Origin of the sequence: Promicromonospora thailandica (assembly GCF_024171955.1) — a bacterium.
Lineage (GTDB): Bacteria > Actinomycetota > Actinomycetes > Actinomycetales > Cellulomonadaceae > Promicromonospora > Promicromonospora thailandica.
Genome location: NZ_JAMTCS010000013.1, coordinates 25,215 through 43,382, shown reverse-complemented (window position 1 = coordinate 43,382; position 18,168 = coordinate 25,215). Strand labels below are relative to the sequence as shown.

15 protein-coding genes are annotated in these 18,168 nt (G+C 74.6%); 5 read left to right on the top strand and 10 right to left on the bottom strand.

The genetic code is table 11. The features are described 5' to 3' along the window. Positions 1-2 precede the first annotated feature (2 nt). Genes hpaE through APR03_RS19740 form a run of 3 tightly spaced genes read right to left on the bottom strand, consistent with a single transcriptional unit; the run spans position 3 to position 3,684 of the window. Positions 3-1,508, bottom strand: coding sequence for a 5-carboxymethyl-2-hydroxymuconate semialdehyde dehydrogenase (gene hpaE / locus APR03_RS19750; protein ID WP_253838512.1), 1,506 nt, complete (start codon positions 1,506-1,508; stop codon positions 3-5). Beyond that, a complete protein-coding gene (locus APR03_RS19745) occupies positions 1,505-2,218 on the bottom strand; it encodes a GntR family transcriptional regulator (RefSeq protein ID WP_253838510.1) in 714 nt (237 codons plus the stop codon). The genes hpaE and APR03_RS19745 overlap by 4 nt, the downstream gene beginning before the upstream one ends. Continuing rightward, a complete protein-coding gene (locus APR03_RS19740; RefSeq protein WP_253838508.1) occupies positions 2,215-3,684 on the bottom strand; it encodes a fumarylacetoacetate hydrolase family protein in 1,470 nt (489 codons plus the stop codon). The genes APR03_RS19745 and APR03_RS19740 overlap by 4 nt, the downstream gene beginning before the upstream one ends. A 117-nt stretch (positions 3,685-3,801) precedes the next feature. Between APR03_RS19740 and APR03_RS19735 the strand changes: the two genes are divergently transcribed. From APR03_RS19735 to APR03_RS19725, 3 genes are all read left to right on the top strand, one after another. After that, on the top strand, positions 3,802-5,154 hold the full coding sequence (locus APR03_RS19735) for an MFS transporter (protein ID WP_253838506.1): 1,353 nt from the start codon (positions 3,802-3,804) through the stop codon (positions 5,152-5,154). A gap of 11 nt (positions 5,155-5,165) precedes the next feature. Continuing rightward, positions 5,166-7,052, top strand: a complete 1,887-nt coding sequence (locus tag APR03_RS19730; protein ID WP_253838504.1) for an FAD-binding monooxygenase — start codon at positions 5,166-5,168, stop codon at positions 7,050-7,052. A 152-nt stretch (positions 7,053-7,204) separates the two neighbouring features. Further along, a complete protein-coding gene (locus APR03_RS19725) occupies positions 7,205-8,869 on the top strand; it encodes a thiamine pyrophosphate-binding protein (protein WP_253838502.1) in 1,665 nt (554 codons plus the stop codon). On the opposite strand, the gene APR03_RS19720 is transcribed toward APR03_RS19725, so the two are convergent. From APR03_RS19720 to APR03_RS19705, 4 genes are all read right to left on the bottom strand, one after another. Continuing rightward, entirely contained in the window at positions 8,866-9,699 is an 834-nt protein-coding gene (locus APR03_RS19720; protein ID WP_253838500.1) for a carbohydrate ABC transporter permease, read from the bottom strand. The genes APR03_RS19725 and APR03_RS19720 overlap by 4 nt on opposite strands. Further along, a complete protein-coding gene (locus APR03_RS19715) occupies positions 9,696-10,604 on the bottom strand; it encodes a carbohydrate ABC transporter permease (protein ID WP_253838498.1) in 909 nt (302 codons plus the stop codon). Before APR03_RS19715 ends, APR03_RS19720 begins: the two co-directional genes overlap by 4 nt. Continuing rightward, positions 10,601-12,004 carry an ABC transporter substrate-binding protein gene (locus tag APR03_RS19710; protein WP_253838496.1) on the bottom strand — a complete coding sequence of 468 codons (1,404 nt, stop codon included), beginning with the start codon at positions 12,002-12,004 and terminating at the stop codon, positions 10,601-10,603. Before APR03_RS19710 ends, APR03_RS19715 begins: the two co-directional genes overlap by 4 nt. A gap of 140 nt (positions 12,005-12,144) precedes the next feature. Then, positions 12,145-13,455, bottom strand: coding sequence for an FAD-binding oxidoreductase (locus tag APR03_RS19705; protein ID WP_253838492.1), 1,311 nt, complete (start codon positions 13,453-13,455; stop codon positions 12,145-12,147). Between the two features lie 130 nt (positions 13,456-13,585). Here APR03_RS19705 and APR03_RS19700 point away from each other — a divergent pair, with 130 nt between their 5' ends. Then, the gene (locus APR03_RS19700; RefSeq protein WP_253838490.1) at positions 13,586-14,107 is read left to right on the top strand and encodes a PH domain-containing protein; all 522 of its coding nucleotides are present in this window, start codon (positions 13,586-13,588) and stop codon (positions 14,105-14,107) included. Continuing rightward, complete coding sequence (locus APR03_RS19695) at positions 14,104-15,681, top strand: PH domain-containing protein (RefSeq protein ID WP_253838489.1); 1,578 nt, start codon at positions 14,104-14,106, stop codon at positions 15,679-15,681. The genes APR03_RS19700 and APR03_RS19695 overlap by 4 nt, the downstream gene beginning before the upstream one ends. Positions 15,682-15,724: 43 nt before the next feature. Here APR03_RS19695 and APR03_RS19690 read toward each other — a convergent pair whose 3' ends face one another. The 3 genes from APR03_RS19690 to APR03_RS19680 form a co-directional block, all read right to left on the bottom strand. Continuing rightward, positions 15,725-16,042, bottom strand: a complete 318-nt coding sequence (locus APR03_RS19690; RefSeq protein ID WP_253838487.1) for a DUF5808 domain-containing protein — start codon at positions 16,040-16,042, stop codon at positions 15,725-15,727. 107 nt (positions 16,043-16,149) lie between these two features. After that, the gene (locus tag APR03_RS19685) at positions 16,150-17,106 is read right to left on the bottom strand and encodes a diacylglycerol/lipid kinase family protein (protein ID WP_253838486.1); all 957 of its coding nucleotides are present in this window, start codon (positions 17,104-17,106) and stop codon (positions 16,150-16,152) included. 29 nt (positions 17,107-17,135) lie between these two features. Further along, on the bottom strand, positions 17,136-18,116 hold the full coding sequence (locus APR03_RS19680; RefSeq protein ID WP_253838484.1) for a helix-turn-helix transcriptional regulator: 981 nt from the start codon (positions 18,114-18,116) through the stop codon (positions 17,136-17,138). Between the last annotated feature and the right edge of the window lie 52 nt (positions 18,117-18,168).

The window sequence follows — 18,168 nt, the reverse complement described above, 5'->3', positions numbered from 1 at the left end:
CGTCAGGCCCCCTTGCCGAACGTCGGGTTGTGGGCGGCGCCGAGCGTCACGTGCACCGCCTGCTGGTGCGTGTAGAAGTCGATCGAGCGGTACCCGCCCTCGTGGCCGAGCCCCGAGGCCTTGACGCCGCCGAACGGGGTGCGCAGGTCGCGCACGTTGTTCGAGTTGAGCCAGACCATGCCGGCCTCGACCGACTGGGAGAAGGTGTGCGCGCGCCGCAGGTCGTTGGTCCAGACGTAGGCCGCCAGACCGTACTTCACGCCGTTGGCCAGCTCGAGCGCCTCGGCCTCGGTGTCGAACGGGGTGATCGCGACCACCGGCCCGAAGATCTCCTCCTGGAAGATCCGGGCGTCGCGCGGCACGTCCGCGAACACGGTCGGCGCCACGAAGTTGCCGGTCCTGAAGCCCTCGGGGCGCCCGCCGCCCGCGACCAGGCGGCCCTCCCCCTTGCCGAGCTCGACGTACTCCAGGACCTTGGCGAGGTGCTCGGGGTGCACGAGCGCGCCCACCTCGGTGGCGGGGTCGTGCGGGTAGCCGACCCGGACGCGCGCGGCCTGTGTCGCGTAGCGCTCGACGAACTCGTCGTAGACGGCGCGCTCGACCAGGATGCGGCTGCCCGCGGTGCAGCGTTCGCCGTTGAGCGAGAAGACGCCGAAGATCGTCGCGTCGATCGCGGCCTCCAGGTCGGCGTCGGCGAAGACGATCGCGGGCGACTTGCCGCCCAGCTCCATCGACAGGCCCTTGAGGTGCGGTGCGGCGTTGGCGAAGATGAGCTGCCCCGTGGCACTCTCGCCGGTGAAGGAGATGAGCGGCACGTCGGGGTGCTTCACCAGGGCGTCGCCCGCCTCCTCCCCCAGTCCGTTGACCAGGTTGAACACGCCCTCGGGCAGGCCGGCCTCCTCGAAGATGCCCGCCCACAGCGACGCCGACAGCGGCGTGAACTCCGCGGGCTTGAGCACCACCGTGTTGCCCGTGGCCAGCGCCGGCGCGAGCTTCCACGACTCGAGCATGAACGGCGTGTTCCAGGGCGTGATCAGGCCCGCCACGCCGATCGGCTTGCGGTTGACGTAGTTGAGCTGCCGCCCGGGCACCTTGAAGGCGTCGTCGGTCTGGGCGACCACCAGGTCGGCGAAGAACCGGAAGTTCTCCGCGGCCCGGCGCGCCTGGCCGAGCGCCTGCGTGATGGGCAGGCCCGAGTCGAAGCTCTCCAGCTCGGCCAGCCGCGCGTCGCGGGACTCGACGAGGTCCGCGATCCGGTGCAGCACCCGCGAGCGCTCGCGCGGCAGCATGCGGGGCCACGGACCGTCGGTGAAGGCCTTCCGCGCGGCGGCGACGGCGCGGTCGACGTCGGCGGCCTTGCCGGCGGCGGCCTGCGCGTAGACCTCGTCGGTCACGGGGTCGAGCACGTCGAACGTGGCGCCGTCGGCCGAGTCGGCGAACGCACCGCCGATGTAGTGCCGGATGCGCTCGGGCAGGTCGGCGGGCAGAGATCGGGTCGGCTGGGTCACAGTGTCTCCGTGGGTCGGGCGGGTCGGCCGGCGCGGTCGGCGCGGGCGTCGAGGAAGGCCTGCATGGTCGCCCAGCGGTGGTCGCGCGCGGCGATCTCGATCTCGAGCGGGTCGGCCCCGCGGGCGATGAGGTCGAGGATGTGGTCGTGCTCGGCCACCGAGGCGTGGGCCCGGCCGGGTACGAACGCGAACGTGGAGTCGCGCAGCCCGGAGAGCTGCGCCCAGCCGCGGTGCACCATGTCGAGCAGCAGGCCGTTGGGGCACGACTCGAACAGCACCGAGTGGAACCGCTGGTTCAGCGCGGTGAAGGCGTGCGGGTCGAAATGGTCGAGCAGGGCGCGGAGCTGGCCGTTCACCTCGCGGGCGCGGCCCAGGTCCGCCGCCGAGACGGCGGGGGCGGAGAGCCCGGTGGCCGCGCCCTCGACGACGCCGAGGGCCTGCATGGCGTCGACGTAGCCGTGCTCGTCGATCATGGCGACCCGCGCGCCGACGTTGCGCTCGTAGGTGACCAGGCCCTCGGCCTCCAGCCGCCGGATGGCCTCGCGCACGGGCACCACGCTCATCTCGAGCTCGTCGGCGATGCTCTGCAGCACCAGGCGGTAGCCCGGGCTCAGCTCGCGGCGGGCGATCCGGTCGCGCAGGGACCGGTAGGCCAGCTGGGACTTGCTGACCGCCGCGAACGCGTCCTCGACGGCCGAGGTGCCGGTCACGCGTCCTCCCGGGACGCCCGGTAGCGCGCGAGCCACTCCTCGTTCGGCGGGAACAGGCCGTCGACGGCGTGCCCGTCGGCCACCTGCCGGGCCACCCACTCGTCCTGCTCCTCCTGCGCGAGCGCGGCCTGCGCCACCTCGGCGACGAGGTGCGGCGGGATGACGACGACGCCGTCGGCGTCCCCCACCACGACGTCGCCGGGCAGCACCGTGGCGCCGCCGCAGGCCACGGCCACGTCGGTGTCCCACGGCACGTGCCGCCGGCCGAGCACCGCGGGGTGCGGCCCGGCGGCGAAGACGGGCAGCCCGGTGGCGGCGACGGCCTCGGAGTCGCGCACCCGGCCGTCGGTCACCACGCCCGCCGCGCCGCGCACCTGCGCGCGCAGCGCGAGCACGTCGCCGAGCGTGGCCGCTCCGGGCTCGCCGCGCGCCTCGATGACGATCACCTCGCCGGCGTCCACCGTGTCGAACATCCGCTTCTGCGCGTTGTACCCGCCGCCGTGCGCCGCGAAGAGGTCGGCCCGGTAGGGCACGAACCGCAGGGTCCGGGCCCGGCCCACGAGCGTCGTGCCCGGCGCGAGCGGCCGCACGCCCTCGATGACGGCGTGGTCGAGCCCGCGCGTGCGCAGCTGCGCGGACAGACCCGCCACGGGCGTGCGGCGGAGCAGGTCGGCCAGCTCCTCCGTGAGCTCGAACGGCGCCTCCAGCCCCGCCGCCTCCCGGCTCCCCCAGGCCTCGGCGCGCTGCGTGTCGTCGACCCTCGGCCCGGCGCCGACGTCCGTGAACGGCACCTCGCCCTGCGTCACGGTGGTGACCAGCCGGCCCGACGTCGGCGCGCCCGGCGCGGCCGGCGCGTCCACCTCGACCTCGACCACGTCACCGGGCACCACGACGCTCGAGCCCGCCGGCGTGCCCGTCAGGATCACGTCGCCCCGCTCGAGCGTGAGGTGCTGCGACAGGTCGGCCACGATCTGCGCGAAGGGGAACAGCAGCACGTCGGGGCCGGTCGTGTCCTCCTGCACGAGGTCGCCGTTGACCCACGTGCGCACGCGCAGGGCCCCCGGGTCGACCACGCGCGCGTCGATCAGGTCCGGGCCCACCGGCGTGTAGCCGTCGCGGCCCTTGGAGCGCACGTTGGAGCCCTTGTCGGCCCACCGCAGGTCGTACACGCCCAGGTCGTTCGCCGCGGTCACGGCGGCCACGTGGTCCCACGCGTCCTCGACCGTGACGTTCCGGGCCGGCTCGCCGACGACCAGCGCGACCTCGCCCTCGAAGGCCAGCAGCTCGGCGCCGGCGGGCCGCTCGGCGACGCCGCCGCTCGCGGCCAGCGAGCTCGTGGGCTTGAGGAAGTAGGACGGCGCCGCGGGCCGCCGTCCGCGCTGCGCGGCGCGCGAGGCGTAGGCGAGGTGGACGGCGACGACCTTGCCCGGCCGCTGCGCGAACGGCCCGATCCCGTGCGTACCCATGAGCTCCCTTGCCCTCGGCCTCCGGGTCCGCTGCGACCCCTGGTGCTTCGTATCACAGATCGTATATGGTCGGTGCGAGCCCGGCAACGACGAGGGCGATGACGAGGGAGTCATACGATGTCAGAGGCACAGCCCACCGCCCGCGAGCGCCGTCGTGTCGTCGCGGCCACGATCGTCGGCACCACGGTCGAGTGGTACGACTTCTTCGTCTACGCCTCCGCCGCGGGCCTGGTGTTCGGGCAGCTCTTCTTCGAGCCGGCGGGCGCGGGGCTCGCGACGCTGCTGGCGTTCGGCTCGGTGGGGGTCAGCTTCCTGTTCCGGCCGCTGGGCGCGTTCGTCGCGGGCCACCTCGGCGACCGGTACGGGCGGCGCGTGGTGCTGGTGCTCACGCTCGTGCTCATGGGCGTGGCGACGGCGCTGATCGGGGTGCTGCCCACGTACGCGCAGATCGGCGTCGCGGCGCCGGTGCTGCTGGTGCTCCTGCGGATCCTGCAGGGCATCTCGGCGGGCGGCGAGTGGGGCGGCGCGGTGCTCATGTCGTGCGAGCACGCGCCCGTGCGCCGCCGGGGCCTGTACGGCGCCTCCCCGCAGATCGGGGTGCCGCTGGGTCTGCTCCTGGCCTCGGGGGTGCTGGCCCTGATGACCGCCGTCGCCCCGGGCGACGCGTTCCTCGCGTGGGGCTGGCGCGTGCCGTTCCTGCTCAGCGTGGTGCTCATCGGCATCGGGTACTGGGTGCGCCGCAGCGTCGAGGAGAGCCCGGTGTTCGTCGAGATCGCCGAGCGGGCGCAGACCACGCGGCAGCCGGTGGTGCGCCTGTTCCGCCGGCACACGCCGCTGGTGATCGTGGCGGCGCTGGTGTTCGCGGGCAACAACGCGGTGGGCTACATGACCACGGGCGGGTACGTGCAGCGCTACGCGTCGGACCCGCAGGGGGCGGTGGGCATGGGCCAGGGGCTGGTGCTGTGGGCGGTGACGGCGTCGGCCGTCGTCTGGCTGGCCTCGACGTGGTTCGCGGGGTGGGTGTCGGACCGGCTGGGCCGCCGCACCACGTACGCGGTGGGTTTCGTGGTGCAGCTCGCGGGCGTCCTGGCCCTGTTCCCGCTGGTGCACGGCGGCACGTTCGGCTCCCTGCTGCTGGGCCTGTCGTTCCTGTCGGTGGGTCTGGGGCTCACCTACGGGCCGCAGGCCGCGCTGTACGCGGAGCTGTTCCCCGCGTCGATCCGGTTCTCGGGCGTGTCCATCTCGTACGCGATCGGCTCGATCCTGGGCGGCGCGTTCGCGCCCACCATCGCGACGGCGCTGGTGCAGGCGACGGGCAGCGCCACGTCGGTGACGATCTATCTGGCGGGGATGACGCTGCTCGGCCTGGCGGCGGTGCTGCTGCTGCGTGACCGCACGGGCATCCCGCTGGGCCCCGACCACGAGCACGTGCAGGCCGTCAACCCCGTCTACGGCCTGGCCAGGGCCTGAGAGGACCACCGATGCAGTTCCACCACCACGGGTACGTCACCGGCGACCCGCACGTGCGCCCGGCCGCCGGCTACGGCCTGGTGCGCCCCGCCGGGCTGCCCGACGAGGTCGACGTGCTGATCGTGGGCAGCGGGCCGGCGGGCATGATCACGGCCGCGCAGCTCGCGCAGTTCCCGGACATCCGCACCCACGTGGTCGAGCGGCGCGCGGGACGTCTGGAGATGGGGCAGGCCGACGGCATCCAGGCGCGCAGCGTCGAGACGTTCCAGGCGTTCGGGTTCGCCGAGCGCATCACGGCCGAGGCCTACCGCATCACCGAGATGGCGTTCTGGAAGCCGGACCCGGCACGCCCCGAGAACATCGTGCGCGGGGCGGTGCCGCCCGACGACCCGGACGGCATCAGCGAGTTCCCGCACCTCATCGTCAACCAGGCGCGCGTCCTGGACTACTTCGCCGAGGTCGCGGCGAACGCCCCGGGTCGCGTGCGCCCGGACTACGGCCTGGAGGTCACGGGGCTGAGCGTGCCGGCGGGAGACGGCTTCGTCACCGTCACTCTCCGCCACACCGCCGGCCCGCACGAGGGCGCCGAGCGCACCGTCCGCGCCCGGTACGTCGTCGGGGCCGACGGCGCGCACTCCGCCGTCCGGCAGGCCATCGGCCGCACCGCCGTGGGCGACAAGGCCAACCACGCCTGGGGCGTGATGGACGTGCTCGCCGTGACCGACTTCCCGGACGTGCGCACCAAGTGCGCCATCCAGTCGCACGACGGCGGCTCGATCCTGCTCATCCCCCGCGAGGGCGGGTTCCTGGCCCGCTGGTACGTCGACCTCGGGGAGGTCCCGGCCGACGACGGCGGACGCGTGCGCGCGACGTCGCTGGACGAGATCATCGCGCGCGCCAACCGGATCATCCACCCCTACACGCTCGACGTGAAGGACGTGCCCTGGCACAGCGTCTACGAGGTGGGCCACCGCGTCACCGACGGGTTCGACGACGTGCCCGCCGAGCTGGCCGGCACCCGCACGCCCCGGGTGTTCCTCACGGGCGACGCGTGCCACACGCACAGCGCCAAGGCCGGGCAGGGCATGAACGTGTCCATGCAGGACGGGTGGAACATCGCCTGGAAGCTCGCGCACGTGCTCACGGGGCGCGCGCCGGAGTCGCTGCTGGCCACCTACTCCGCCGAGCGGCAGGTCGTCGCGCAGGAGCTCATCGACTTCGACCGGGAGTGGTCGCGGCTCATGGCGACCCGGCCCGAGGACCTGCCCGACCCCACGTATCTCGAGGACTTCTACGTCAAGACCGCGGAGTTCCCCTGCGGGTTCATGACGCGGTACCAGCCGTCGATGATCGTGGCGGGTGCCGAGCACCAGCACCTCGCCACGGGCTTCCCGGTGGGCAAGCGGTTCAAGTCGGCGCCGGTCGCGCGCGTGGCGGACGGCAACCCGGCGCACCTGGGTCACCACGCGCGCGCCGACGGGCGCTGGCGCGTCTACGCGTTCGCCGACGCCGGCGCCCCGGACGCACCGTCGGCGCTGCGCGACTGGGCCGACTGGCTCGGCACCGCACCCGGCTCCCCGCTGCTGCGGCACACGCCCGCGGGCGGCGACCCGGACGCCGTGCTCGACGTCAAGGTCGTCTACCAGCAGGACCACCACGCGATCGAGCACCCGTCGGTGCCCGCGGTGTTCCGGCCGCGGGTCGGCCCGTTCGGCCTCGTCGACTACGAGAAGGTGTACGCCGCCGACCCCGCCCACGACATCTTCGAGCTGCGCGGCATCGACCGCGGCGGCGCCGTCGTCGTCGTACGGCCGGACCAGTACGTGGCCGCCGTGCTGCCCCTGACCGCGCGCGACGAGCTGACCGCCTTCCTCGGGGGCGCGCTCCGACCGGTCTGACCTGTGGTTGTACCCGTGGTTATACTCAGCGCGTCGAGGCGGATCATCTCCCGCCTGCGCTCGAAAAAGGGGCGCGCGACGGGCCCCCGGGGGGCCCGCCCGGGACACATACGGACCGCACCACTCATCCGTCACTGTTCCCTGGAGGCCCCGTGCCCACCGTGTCCGCACACGTCGCCCGTACTGTCGCCCGCCACGTCGACCACGTCTTCGGCGTCATGGGCAACGGCAACGCCTGGTTCCTCGACGACCTGACCCGCTCGACCACCGCGCGCTTCACCGCCGTGCGCCACGAGGCGGGCGGCGTGGTCGCCGCCGACGCGTACTTCCGCGCCTCGGGCCGCATCGCGGCGGCCACGGCCACCTACGGCGCAGGCTTCACCAACGCCCTCACCGCGCTGGCCGAGGCCGCGCAGGCCCGCGTGCCGCTCGTGCTCCTCACGGGCGACGAGCCCACCTCGGGCCCGCGCCCCTGGGACGTGGACCAGATCGCGCTCGCGGCCGCCGTCGGCGCGCGGACGTACACCGTCGGCCGCGCCGACGCCGCCGCCACGAGCGTCATCGCCATCGAGCACTCCCTGACCTACCGCGTGCCCGTGGTGCTGGCCATCCCCTACGACGTCGCCGCGCTGGAGGCCGGGCCCGTGCCCGAGGCGCCCGAGCCCGTGCTGCCCGCTCCCCTCGCCCCGGCGGGCCCGTTCGACGCCGCCGCCATCACCGACCTGGCGCGGCACCTCGCCGACGCCGAGCGTCCCGTCCTGCTCGCGGGCCGCGGCGCGTGGCTGGCCGGGGCGGGCGAGGCCCTGGGCGAGCTCGCCGAGGCCACGGGTGCCCTGACCGCCACGACCGCGCTGGGCCGCGGCGTGTTCCCCGACGGCCGGTACGACCTCGGCGTCGCGGGCGGGTTCGGCGCGGCCGACGCGATGGAGCTCGTGCGGCAGGCCGACGTCGCCGTCGTGCTCGGCGCGTCCCTCAACCAGTTCACGATGCGGTTCGGCGAGCTGTTCGCGCCCGGCACGCGCGTGGTCCAGGTGGACATCGCGGCCGCGGCCACGCACCGCCACGTCGGCGGGTTCATCCGCGGCGACGCCGCCCTCGTGGCCCGTGCGCTCGTCGACGAGCTGCGCGCCCAGGGCGCCAGGCCGTCGGGCTGGCGCGAGACCGTCGACGTCGCGGCGGCCCGCCGGTACGACACCGGCCCCGACGACGGGCTCGCGCCCGACGGCCGCCTCGACCCGCGCGCCGTCGCCCACCGGCTCGCGGGGACGCTGCCGCGCGACCGCGTGGTCGTCTCCGACGGCGGGCACTTCATCGGCTGGGCCAACATGTACTGGCCCGTGGCCTCCCCCGACCGCATGATGATGGTCGGCACCGCCTACCAGTCCATCGGCCTCGGCTTCCCGAGCGTGGCCGGCGCCGCCGCTGCCCGGCCCGACGACGCCGTCGTGCTCACCACGGGCGACGGCGGCGGCCTCATGGCGCTGGCCGACCTCGAGACCGCCGTGCGCACCGCGGGCGGCCGCGGCCTCGCCGTCGTGTGGAACGACGCCGCCTACGGCGCCGAGGTGCACGTCTACGGGCGGCAGGGCCTCGCCGAGGAGCCCATGCTCATCCCCGAGACCGACTTCGCCGCCCTGGCGACCGCCGTCGGGGCCGAGGGCGTCGTCGTGCGCACCCTCGGCGACCTGGACCGGCTGGCCGCCTGGTCGGCCGAGCCGGTCGACCGGCGGCGCTTCCTCGTGCTGGACTGCCGCGTCTCCGGATCGGTCGTCGCGCCGTACCAGGAGGAGATCCTGCGGGCCAACCGCACCCGCTAACCCTTCGAGCCCGTGGTGGCGATGCCCTGCACGAAGTACCGCTGCCCGGCGAAGAACAGCAGGATCATCGGCACGGTCGTGATCACCGACGCCGTGACCACCACCTCCCACTGCGACTCGCCGCCCGGACCGAACTGGTCGATCACGGCCTTGAGCCCACGCGGCACGGTGAACGTCGCGGTGTCCTGGAGGTAGACCAGCGGGCGCATGAGGTCCGTCCACGAGGCCTGCGCCTCGAACAGGAACGCGAGCACCAGCGCCGGCCGGCACAGCGGCACCGCGATGCGCCAGAACAGGGCCCACTCGCTCGCACCGTCCAGCCGTGCAGCCTCGAACGGCTCGCGCGGCAGCCCCAGGAAGAACTGCCGCAGCAGGAAGATGTAGAACGCGCTGCCGAACAGGTTGCCCGCCCACAGCGGCACCGTCGTACCGACGAACCCGAGCTGGTGCCAGATGAGATAGGTCGGGATGAGCGTCACGGCACCCGGCAGCATCATCGTCGCGAGCACCAGCCCGAACAGCGGCCCGCGCCCCCGGAACCGGTAGTGCGCGAACCCCCACGCCACCAGCGCGCTGGACAGCGTCACGGTCGTGGCCGCGAGCGCCGTCACCACCAGGGTGTTGGCCAGCCACAGCCCGAGCGGCGCCGCGTCCCACACCGTGAGGTAGTTCTCCAGCGTCGGGGTGCGCGGCAGCAGCCGGTTGTCGAAGATCTCGGCGCGCGGCTTGAACGACGCCGACACCAGCCACACCAGCGGGTACACGAACACCACGGCGAGGACGGTCAGCGCCGCCACGACCACGACGCGCACGGTGCGGCGCCCCCTCATCGCTGCTCCCCCTCGTAGTAGACCAGGCGTCTCGACACGAGCAGCTGCACGGCGGTGACCAGCATGATCACGACGAACAGCAGCCACGCAAGCGCGGAGGCGTACCCCATGTGCAGCTCGGCGAACCCCTCGCGGAACAGGTAGATGACGTAGAACAGGGCGGCGTCGTTGGAGTAGCTGGACGTGCCCGCGCCGAAGTACGCCGAGTACGCCTCGGTGAACATCTGGAACGCGGCGATGGTGTTGACCACGGTCACGAAGAACAGGGCGCCGCTGATCATCGGCAGCGTCACGGTGCGGGTGCGGCGCCACCAGCCCGCCCCGTCGACGCGCGCGGCGTCGTACAGCTCGGCGGGCACGTCCTGCAGCGCCGCGAGCAGGATGACCACGGCCGTCCCCACCGACCACAGGCTCACCAGGGCGAGGCCGGGCTTGACCCACGCCGGGTCGGTGGTCCAGCTCGGGCCGTCGACGCCCACGGCGGCGAGCGCCTCGTTGACCAGGCCGTACTGGCCGTTGAACAGCAGGAGCAGCAGCACGCCGACGGCGACCGGCGGCGTCATCTTCGGTACGAAGAACGCGGTCCGGAAGAACCCGGACGCGCGGCCCGCCTGGTGCAGCAGCAGCGCGAGCGCGAGCGACACCAGCACGTACAGCGGCACCTGCACCACCGCGTACTGCAGCGTGTTCCACAGCGCGAGCCGCACCTGCGGGTCGGCGGCCATGCGCTCGTAGTTCTCCAGGCCGACGAATGCCGGGTCGGTGAGCACGTCGTAGTCGGTCAGGGACAGGTAGCCGGAGTAGAGGATGGGCCAGGCCGTGAACACCACGAAGCCGACGATCCAGGGGCTGATGAACGCCAGCCCGGTGCGGCGCTCGCGGCGGGCGCGGGCGCTGGTCGTCACTGCTTCTCGTCCCAGCCCGCCCAGGCCTCGTCGAGCGCCGCCTGGGCCTCCTCCTGGGCCTGGGCCAGCGCGTCGGCGGGCTCCTGCTGACCGTTGAGCACGCGGTTGACGGCGTCCTGCCACGCGGTCTCGAACTCGGCGCCCGCGGGGCTGGCGGGCAGCGCGAAGGTGTGCTCGTTGGCCTCGTAGACGGCGTCGATCGCGGAGCGCCACGGCTCGGGCGGGTCCTGAGCGAGCACCGTGTCGCGGATCTGCGCGTCGGCCTCCTCGTTGCCGGTGAGCACGCCGGTGAACACCAGGCCGTCGGCCGCGCGGGCGTCGGCCCGCGCCTGCGCGGCCCGCACCCACGCCTCCGTCTCGGTCATGCGGGCCACGTAGGCACACGCGGCGGCCGGGTCGCTCGCGCCCACCGGGATCGCCCACGCGGAGCCGGTGGCGAAGGCGTGCACCTCGCCGTCGGACCCCTTGACCGGGCCGAAGGCCAGCGGCGCGTCCGGCGAGCTCTCGTTGAGGACGTTGACGTACCACTGCTCCATCGCCATGGCACCGAGCTGTCCGGTCGCGAACTGGTTGCCCGCCCCGAAGAAGTCCGCGGAGTCGCGGAACGTCTTGACGTCCGGGAACCCACCCTGGGCCTCGTAGACCGCGACGGCGTGCTCCAGCGCCGCGACCACCTCGGGGTCGTCGAGCTGAGCGGTGCGGCCGTCGGCCGAGAGCAGGTCGACGCCCCGACCCTTGGCCCACAGCGGCAGGAACTCGGGGAGCTTGGAGTCGACGCCGATCACCGACAGCTTCCCGCCGTCGCGGCGGGTCAGCGCCTCGGTGGCCGCCAGGACGGCGTCCGGGTCGGAGCCGTCGACGTCGGCGAGGCCCAGTCCTGCCTCGTCGAGCAGGTCGGCGTTCGCCATGGTGACCTGCACCATGTTGAACTCCGGGACGCCGTAGAGCTCGTCGCCGAAGGTCACCTCGTCGACCGCGGTGCCGACGAACGCGTCGGTGTCGATGCCCTGCGCGTCGATGCACTCCGACAGGGGCAGGATCGCGCCGCGCGACGCGAACGTGCCGATCTGGTCGCGCTCGGCGTAGACGAGGTCGGGCGGGTTGCCGGCCGCGGCGGCGGACAGGAACGCCTGCGGGTCGAGCTCGCCCTCGGAGAGCTTCACGTCGACCCCGAGGGCCTGCGTGGCACGCTCGTGCCGCACCTGGCCGATCTCGTCGCCCGTGCCGAACCCCATCACCTGGAGCGTGCCGCCGGGCGACGGCGACGCCCCGAAGTCGACGTCCGGCCCCTCGCCCTCCGCGCTGATCCCGCGGGCGCAGCCCGCCGTCGCGAGCGCGACGGCCAGCAGCGTCGCGACGGGTCGGGCGACGGTTCGGAACGAGTGCTGTGGCGCGGACATGGGTCCTCCTGCGACGGGATCGGTGCCCGGCCCAGGCCGGGTTCCGGATCATCGTGTGCCCGCCCCTGGTCACTCGCACGAGCAGCGGTTCTCGGCGGGATCACTGCCGGATCATGCCGCTGACCGGCGCACACGCCCGCTCATCGCGCCGCGGGCTCGATGTTCTGGTTGAGGTGGAACACGTTGCCGGGGTCGTACGCCGCCTTGACCGCGGCCAGCCGGGCGAGCTTCTCCGGCGGGTAGGCACGGCGGACGCCGGCGGCGCCGTCGTCCGAGAGAGCGTTGACGTAGACGCCGCTCGCGTAGGGAGCCATCCGGGCCGCGCTCGCGCGGGCCGCGCCGACGCGGGCGTCGTCCTCGCCGGGATCCGTCCACCCCGTGGCCGCGACGTACTCGAACGCGGTCTGCCGCTGCCCGAACGCCGCGTCCGCGTCGGGCACGTCGGCGATCGCGCCGCCGTACGCCTGGAGCCCGGCGTGCGTGCCCGGCTCGGTGGCCAGCAGCGCGTCGATCGCACCCGCGGACAGCTCCCGCAGGTAGTGCCCCTTCCAGTAGCGGCGCACCGCGTGCCCGCGCTCACTGTCCTCCCGGCTCTGGAGCTCGAGGTAGGACAGCTCGGCCACCCGGCGAGCGACCGGCTCCCCCAGCGCGTCGAGCACCTCGCCGTGCGTCCGCCCGTCGTCCGGGTCGCCCACCCACACCAGGCCGAGGGTCAGCACGCCGTCGAACACGCCCGCCGTGTACGTCGCGGCGCGCGGCGCGCCCTCGGCCAGGTCGCGCCAGCGGGCCACCGTCGCGGCGGCACCGGCCACGGGGAAGTCGAGCTCGACGCTCAGGGCCCGGGTGCCGGTCTCGTGCAGCCGGAGCTCGAACTCGGTGACCACGCCGAAGTTCCCGCCGCCACCGCGCAGCGCCCAGAACAGCTCGGGTCGCTCGTCCGCGGACGCGCGCACCACCTCGCCCGCCGCCGTGACCACCTCGAAGGACACCACGTTGTCGCAGGTCAGGCCGTACTGCCGGGCCAGCCAGCCCATGCCGCCGCCCAGCGTCAGCCCGCCCACCCCCGTGTGTGAGACGTTGCCCGCCGTGGTCGCCAGGCCGTAGGGCTGCGTGGCTGCGTCGAGCGCGCCGAGCAGGGCGCCGCCCTGCACCCACGCCCGCCGGCGGACGGGGTCCACACGGACGGCGCCCATCGGCGTCAGATCGATCATCAGGCCGCCGTCCGGCACCCCGTGCCCCACCACGCTGTGCCCGCCGCAGCGCACGCCCACCTCCAGGCCGTCCCGGCGGGCCCGGGCCAGCGCCGCCACGACGTCGGTCGTGTCCCGGCACCGGACCACGACGGCGGGCCGATGGTCGACCATCGCGTTCCACACCCGGCGCGCCTCGTCGTACGCGGCGTCTCCCGGCAGCAGCACCTCCGGGCCCGAACCACCGTCGGTCGCATCCATGTGCTCGCTCCTCCTGTCAGGGCCGACCCGCCGCGGCCTCGTGCTGGTGAGACCGGCACTCGCGCCGGGACTCATCGACCGGGGCCGAATTGCGTTGCCGCCCCCGCCCGGGGTTGACAGCATGGCTGGCGTGACCGCGCCGAGCCCCGACGACAGTCCGAAGCCCGCCCTCAGCCTGCGCCCGCCCCGGCACGCCGTGGACCCGCGCGCCGTCGGGTGGTGGACTTGGCAGCTCGTGCTCTGGACGGCGGTAGCCGTGGTACCCCTGGCGGTGCTCGGCGCGCTCCTCCCGCCCGCGCGCCTGTGGCTGTTCCTGCCGGGCGGCGTGATCGCCGCGATCGGCGCGCTGGCCGCTGTCACCCTCCCCCGCCTGTGGTTCCGCCACCACCGCTGGGAGGTCACCGACCAGGCCGTGTACACGCGCACGGGCTGGTTCTTCCAGGAGTGGCGCATCGCCCCGCTGTCCCGGATCCAGACCGTGGACACGGTCCGCGGCCCGCTCGAGCAGCGCTTCGGGCTGGCCACGCTCACCGTGACGACGGCGTCCGCCCGCGGCGCCGTCAAGGCCCCGGGCCTCGACGCAGAGACGGCCGCGGCCCTCGCCGCCGACCTGACGCTGGCCACCCAGGCCACGCCCGAGGACGCGACGTGACGACGCCGGCACCCGACCCTGCCGTGCCCGACCGAGCCGTGCCCGACCCGTCCTGGGACCGCCTCGACCGCCGGGCCGCCGTGCTCGCCGCGGCGCTCTACACCGCGGGCCCCGTGGTCGGTGGTGCGCTCCTGACCGCCTACTGGGTCGCCGTCGGCACGTCGCTCGGCACGGCGCTCGCCTGGACGGTGCCGCCGTCGGTGCTGGCCGTCGCCGTCGGCGCGGGGTGCGGCGAGTGGATGTGGCGCGTGACCCGCTACCACGTGGACACCGACCGGCTGCACGTGCACACGGGCGTCGTGTTCCGCAAGCGGCTGGCCCTGCGCCGCGAACGGATCCGGTCGGTGGACCTCACGGCCGACCCGGTGCTGCGCGTGCTCGGCGTGGCCACGGTGCGGGTGGGCACGGGCGAGCACGCCGGGGCCGAGGGCACCGTCACGCTCTGGCCCCTGCGGCGCGACGCCGCCGACGCGCTGCGGGCCACGCTGCTCGCGCACGCCGCACGCCCGGTGCCCGACGCCGAGCCGGCCGACGGCGCCCTGGCCCGCTTCGACCCCCGCTGGATCCGGTACGCGCCGCTGTCGTTCGTGCCGCCGGCGCTCGGCGCGGCCGCGGCGGGCGGCGTGATCCAGGTGTCCGAGTGGTTCGGGCGGCAGGACGACCTGTTCGCCGCGGTCGGGTCGTGGTTCGGCCTGGCGCCGGTGCTGCTCGTCGCGCTCGCCCTGCTCGCCGGCCTGCTCCTGGTCGGTGCCGTGGCCGCACTCGCGCTGTGGGTCGAGACCTGGTGGAACCACACGCTCGACCGGGAGGCCGACGGCACGCTCCGCGTGCGACGCGGCCTGCTCACCACGCGGTCCATCTCGCTCGAGGAATCGCGGCTGCGCGGCATCGAGCTGGTGGAGCCCCTGGGCGTCCGGCTCGCCGGTGCCGCGCGCGTGGACGCCGTGGCCACCGGGCTGACGACCAGCGAGGAGGACAAGTCCGAGAGCCGGACGCTGCTGCCCGCCGCCCCGAAGGAGCTGGCCGACCAGGTGGCGGCGGCCGTGCTGCGCGAGCCGGCCGCCCCGACGGCGGCGCCGCTCGCCGGCCACCCCCTCGCGGCGCGCGGACGCCGGGTGCGCTGGGCGCTGGCCCCGGTGCTCGCGGTGGAGGCCGTGCTCGTGATGCTCGGCCTGCTGCTCACGCCGGTGCTGCTGCACGTCGCGTGGATCAGCGCGCTCGTGCTGGTGCCCGTCGCGGTGGCGCTGGCCCTCGACGCCTACCGCGCGCTGGGGCACGCGCTCACCGGCGCCTACCTCGTGGCTCGCAGCGGCACGGTGCGGCGCTCCACCGTGGCGCTCCAACGTCGCGGCATCGTGGGCTGGACCGTGCGGCAGTCGGTGTTCCAGCGCCGCGCCGGGCTGGTGACGGTGCTGGCCACCACGGCGGCGGGCACCGGCGCCTACGCCGTCCGTGACGCGGGCCAGGCCGACGGCCTGGCGCTCGCCGACGCCGCCGTGCCGGACCTGCTGCGGCCGTTCCTGCTCGGCGCGGACGACGCTCCAGCGCGCGTTACGGAGCACCAGCGACCGTGAGGGTGCCGGCGGCGCCTTGCCGCAGTGGTGCTCCGTGGCTGGATCACGCACCGATCTTCGCGCGGGCGACCGCGAGCACCCTGCCCAGGTTGACCGACCAGCCCACGCCGAACACCCGCGGGCCCACGACGTGGGCGGCCTCGGGGTCCCACAGCCGCTCACGGACGCGCTCCAGGGTGGGCGGGCGGAACTCGTAGGGAACCACTGACGCGACCTTGCCGTGCCACGTGCGCTCCGGCGCCGGGGTGCGCAGCTCCTTGATCACGGCCGCGACGGTCAGCGCGACCGCCGCGGCCGTGATCAAGCCCTTGACCCCGCCCCGCTTCGCCGGCCGCTCCTGGCCCTTCATCGTCTTTCCCATCCTGATCTCCCGTCTCTGGTTTCTTGCGACCCAGCGATCGTGCCCACTTCCGGGCCTGATCCCGGGCACGATCGCTGGGTCGGCGCGGATCCCGCGCCGACCTCGTCTCACCGCACCCGCACCGCAGCCGCCTGGACCTCCACGGCGAACGCGGTGGCGGTGCCCAGGTCCTCGCCGTCGATCTCCAGCACCCGCGGCTCGGCGAGCTCGACCCGCAGGGCGCGCACGCGGCCGTGGGCGGCGCTGTCGCTGCTCTGCGCCTCGACCACCCCCGTGGCGAGCCGCTTGAGGCCGTTGTCCCACACCATGTTGCGCACCGTGTCGGCCCAGCCGGCGGCGCCCTGCGCGGACAGCAGCAGCAGGTCCAGCTCGCCGTCGCGCGGGTCGGCGTCGGGCAGGAGCGTGATGCCGCCCTGGAGCATGCCGCAGTTGCCGACCAGCAGGGTGTGCACGGTGGTGCGCTCGGGCTCGCCGTCGTCGGCGGCGAGGGTGACCTCCAGCGTCTCGCTGGCCGTCAGCGCCCGGCCCAGCGACTCCACGTAGGCGAGCCAGCCCACGCGGTCCTTGAGGTCGTCGTTCGTCTCGGTGATCATGTGCGCGTCCAGGCCGAACCCGGCCATGACGGCGAACGCGAGGCGCTGCGGCCCCTCTCCCAGGTCGGCCTCCAGCCACCCCAGGTCGACCGGGCGCGCCTCGGGCGCGAGCGCCCGCGCGAACGCGGCGGGCACGTCGCCGACCGGTACCCCGAGGTTGCGGGCCAGCAGGTTGCCCGTGCCGAGCGGCACGATCGCCAGGTCGGCGTCGGCCCCCGACTCGCCCAGGTACGCCGCCACGGCGCGCACGGTGCCGTCGCCGCCCGCCGCCACGAGCACCTCGGCACCCTCCTCCACCGCGCGCGCGGCCGTGCCGTGACCCGCGTCCTCGGGGCTGGTCTCGTACCAGCGCACGTCGGTCGCAGCCGCCGCACCGTCGTCCGGGGCGGCCTCGATCACGGCCTCGAGCGCGGTCTCGAGGTTCTCCCTGCTCGTCTTGGACGGGTTCCAGATGATGGCCAGCCGGGTCATGACCGCATGCTTCCACAGGCCGGCCGAGCTCACCGGTCGACCGGGCGGCCGTCCTCCGGCGGCGGGTCCGCCACGGCCGCGGCCAGCCGCTCCGCGACCGCGCCGACGGCGGCCCGCAGCTCGGGCCCGCCCTCGACCCGGAACGGGAACGGCACGCTCGCCAGCCACTCCTGGGCGTACATCGCGGGGTTGCGCGTGCTGCCCACGAGCACGCACCGGTCCCCCGCGTCCTCCAGGCGCCCCATCTGCGCACCGACCCAGGGCGCGACGTCGGACAGCGGGGCGTCGAAGACGACGCGCGTGGCGTACCGCCAGCCGCTGCCGAGGTGCTCCTCGAGCGCCGCGACGGGATCCAGCCCGTCCGGTGGCGCGAACGGCCGGTCGGTGTGCTCGACGGCGAGCACCCGGTCCACCCGGTAGGTGCGCACGGCGTCCGCCCGGTGCGAGTGGCACAGCAGGTACCAGCGCCCGTACCGCACCACGACGGCCCAGGGGTCCACCTCGGCGGCCCGCTCGCTGCCGGCCTCGGCACGATAGGTGACCCGCACCTGCCGTCGGGCCGCGACGGCCGCGACGAGGTCGCTGGTGATCGCGGTGTCAGGACGGGCGGCGAACCGGTCGGGGGCGGCGGACGCGTGCTCGCGCAGCGTGGCCGCCTGCCGGCCCACGGCCTCGGGCAGCGCGCGGACCACCTTGGCGAGCGCGGTGTCGACGAGGTCGTCCGCCTCGGGGTGCCCGTCCAGCACGGCCATGACCAGGCCCAGCGCCTCGGCCTGCGTGAAGGAGACCGGCGGCAGCCGGGTGCCGCGTCCGAGCCGGTAGCCGCCGTACGGGCCGCGCACCGACGTGACGGGGATCCCGGCCTCGCGCAGGATCCCGACGTACCGGCGGGCGGCACGCTCGGTGACGCCCAGCCGGTCGGCGAGCTCGCCCGCCGTCGTGCCGGGGCGGGTCTGCAGAACCTCCAGCGTGCGCAGCGCGCGGGCGGTGGGGCTGGTCTCGGCGGCCACAGGAGCAGGGTACGGCCGCACGTGCGAGTGGGCGCCACCCTTGCCACGGTGG

Coding starts and splice junctions, on each gene's coding strand:
- APR03_RS19705 (WP_253838492.1), bottom strand. CDS start 13,455: ATGGATGCGACCGACGGTGGTTCGGGCCCGGAGGTGCTGCTGCCGGGA.
- APR03_RS19720 (WP_253838500.1), bottom strand. CDS start 9,699: ATGAGGGGGCGCCGCACCGTGCGCGTCGTGGTCGTGGCGGCGCTGACC.
- APR03_RS19730 (WP_253838504.1), top strand. CDS start 5,166: ATGCAGTTCCACCACCACGGGTACGTCACCGGCGACCCGCACGTGCGC.
- APR03_RS19690 (WP_253838487.1), bottom strand. CDS start 16,042: ATGGGAAAGACGATGAAGGGCCAGGAGCGGCCGGCGAAGCGGGGCGGG.
- APR03_RS19740 (WP_253838508.1), bottom strand. CDS start 3,684: ATGGGTACGCACGGGATCGGGCCGTTCGCGCAGCGGCCGGGCAAGGTC.
- APR03_RS19735 (WP_253838506.1), top strand. CDS start 3,802: ATGTCAGAGGCACAGCCCACCGCCCGCGAGCGCCGTCGTGTCGTCGCG.
- APR03_RS19710 (WP_253838496.1), bottom strand. CDS start 12,004: ATGTCCGCGCCACAGCACTCGTTCCGAACCGTCGCCCGACCCGTCGCG.
- APR03_RS19685 (WP_253838486.1), bottom strand. CDS start 17,106: ATGACCCGGCTGGCCATCATCTGGAACCCGTCCAAGACGAGCAGGGAG.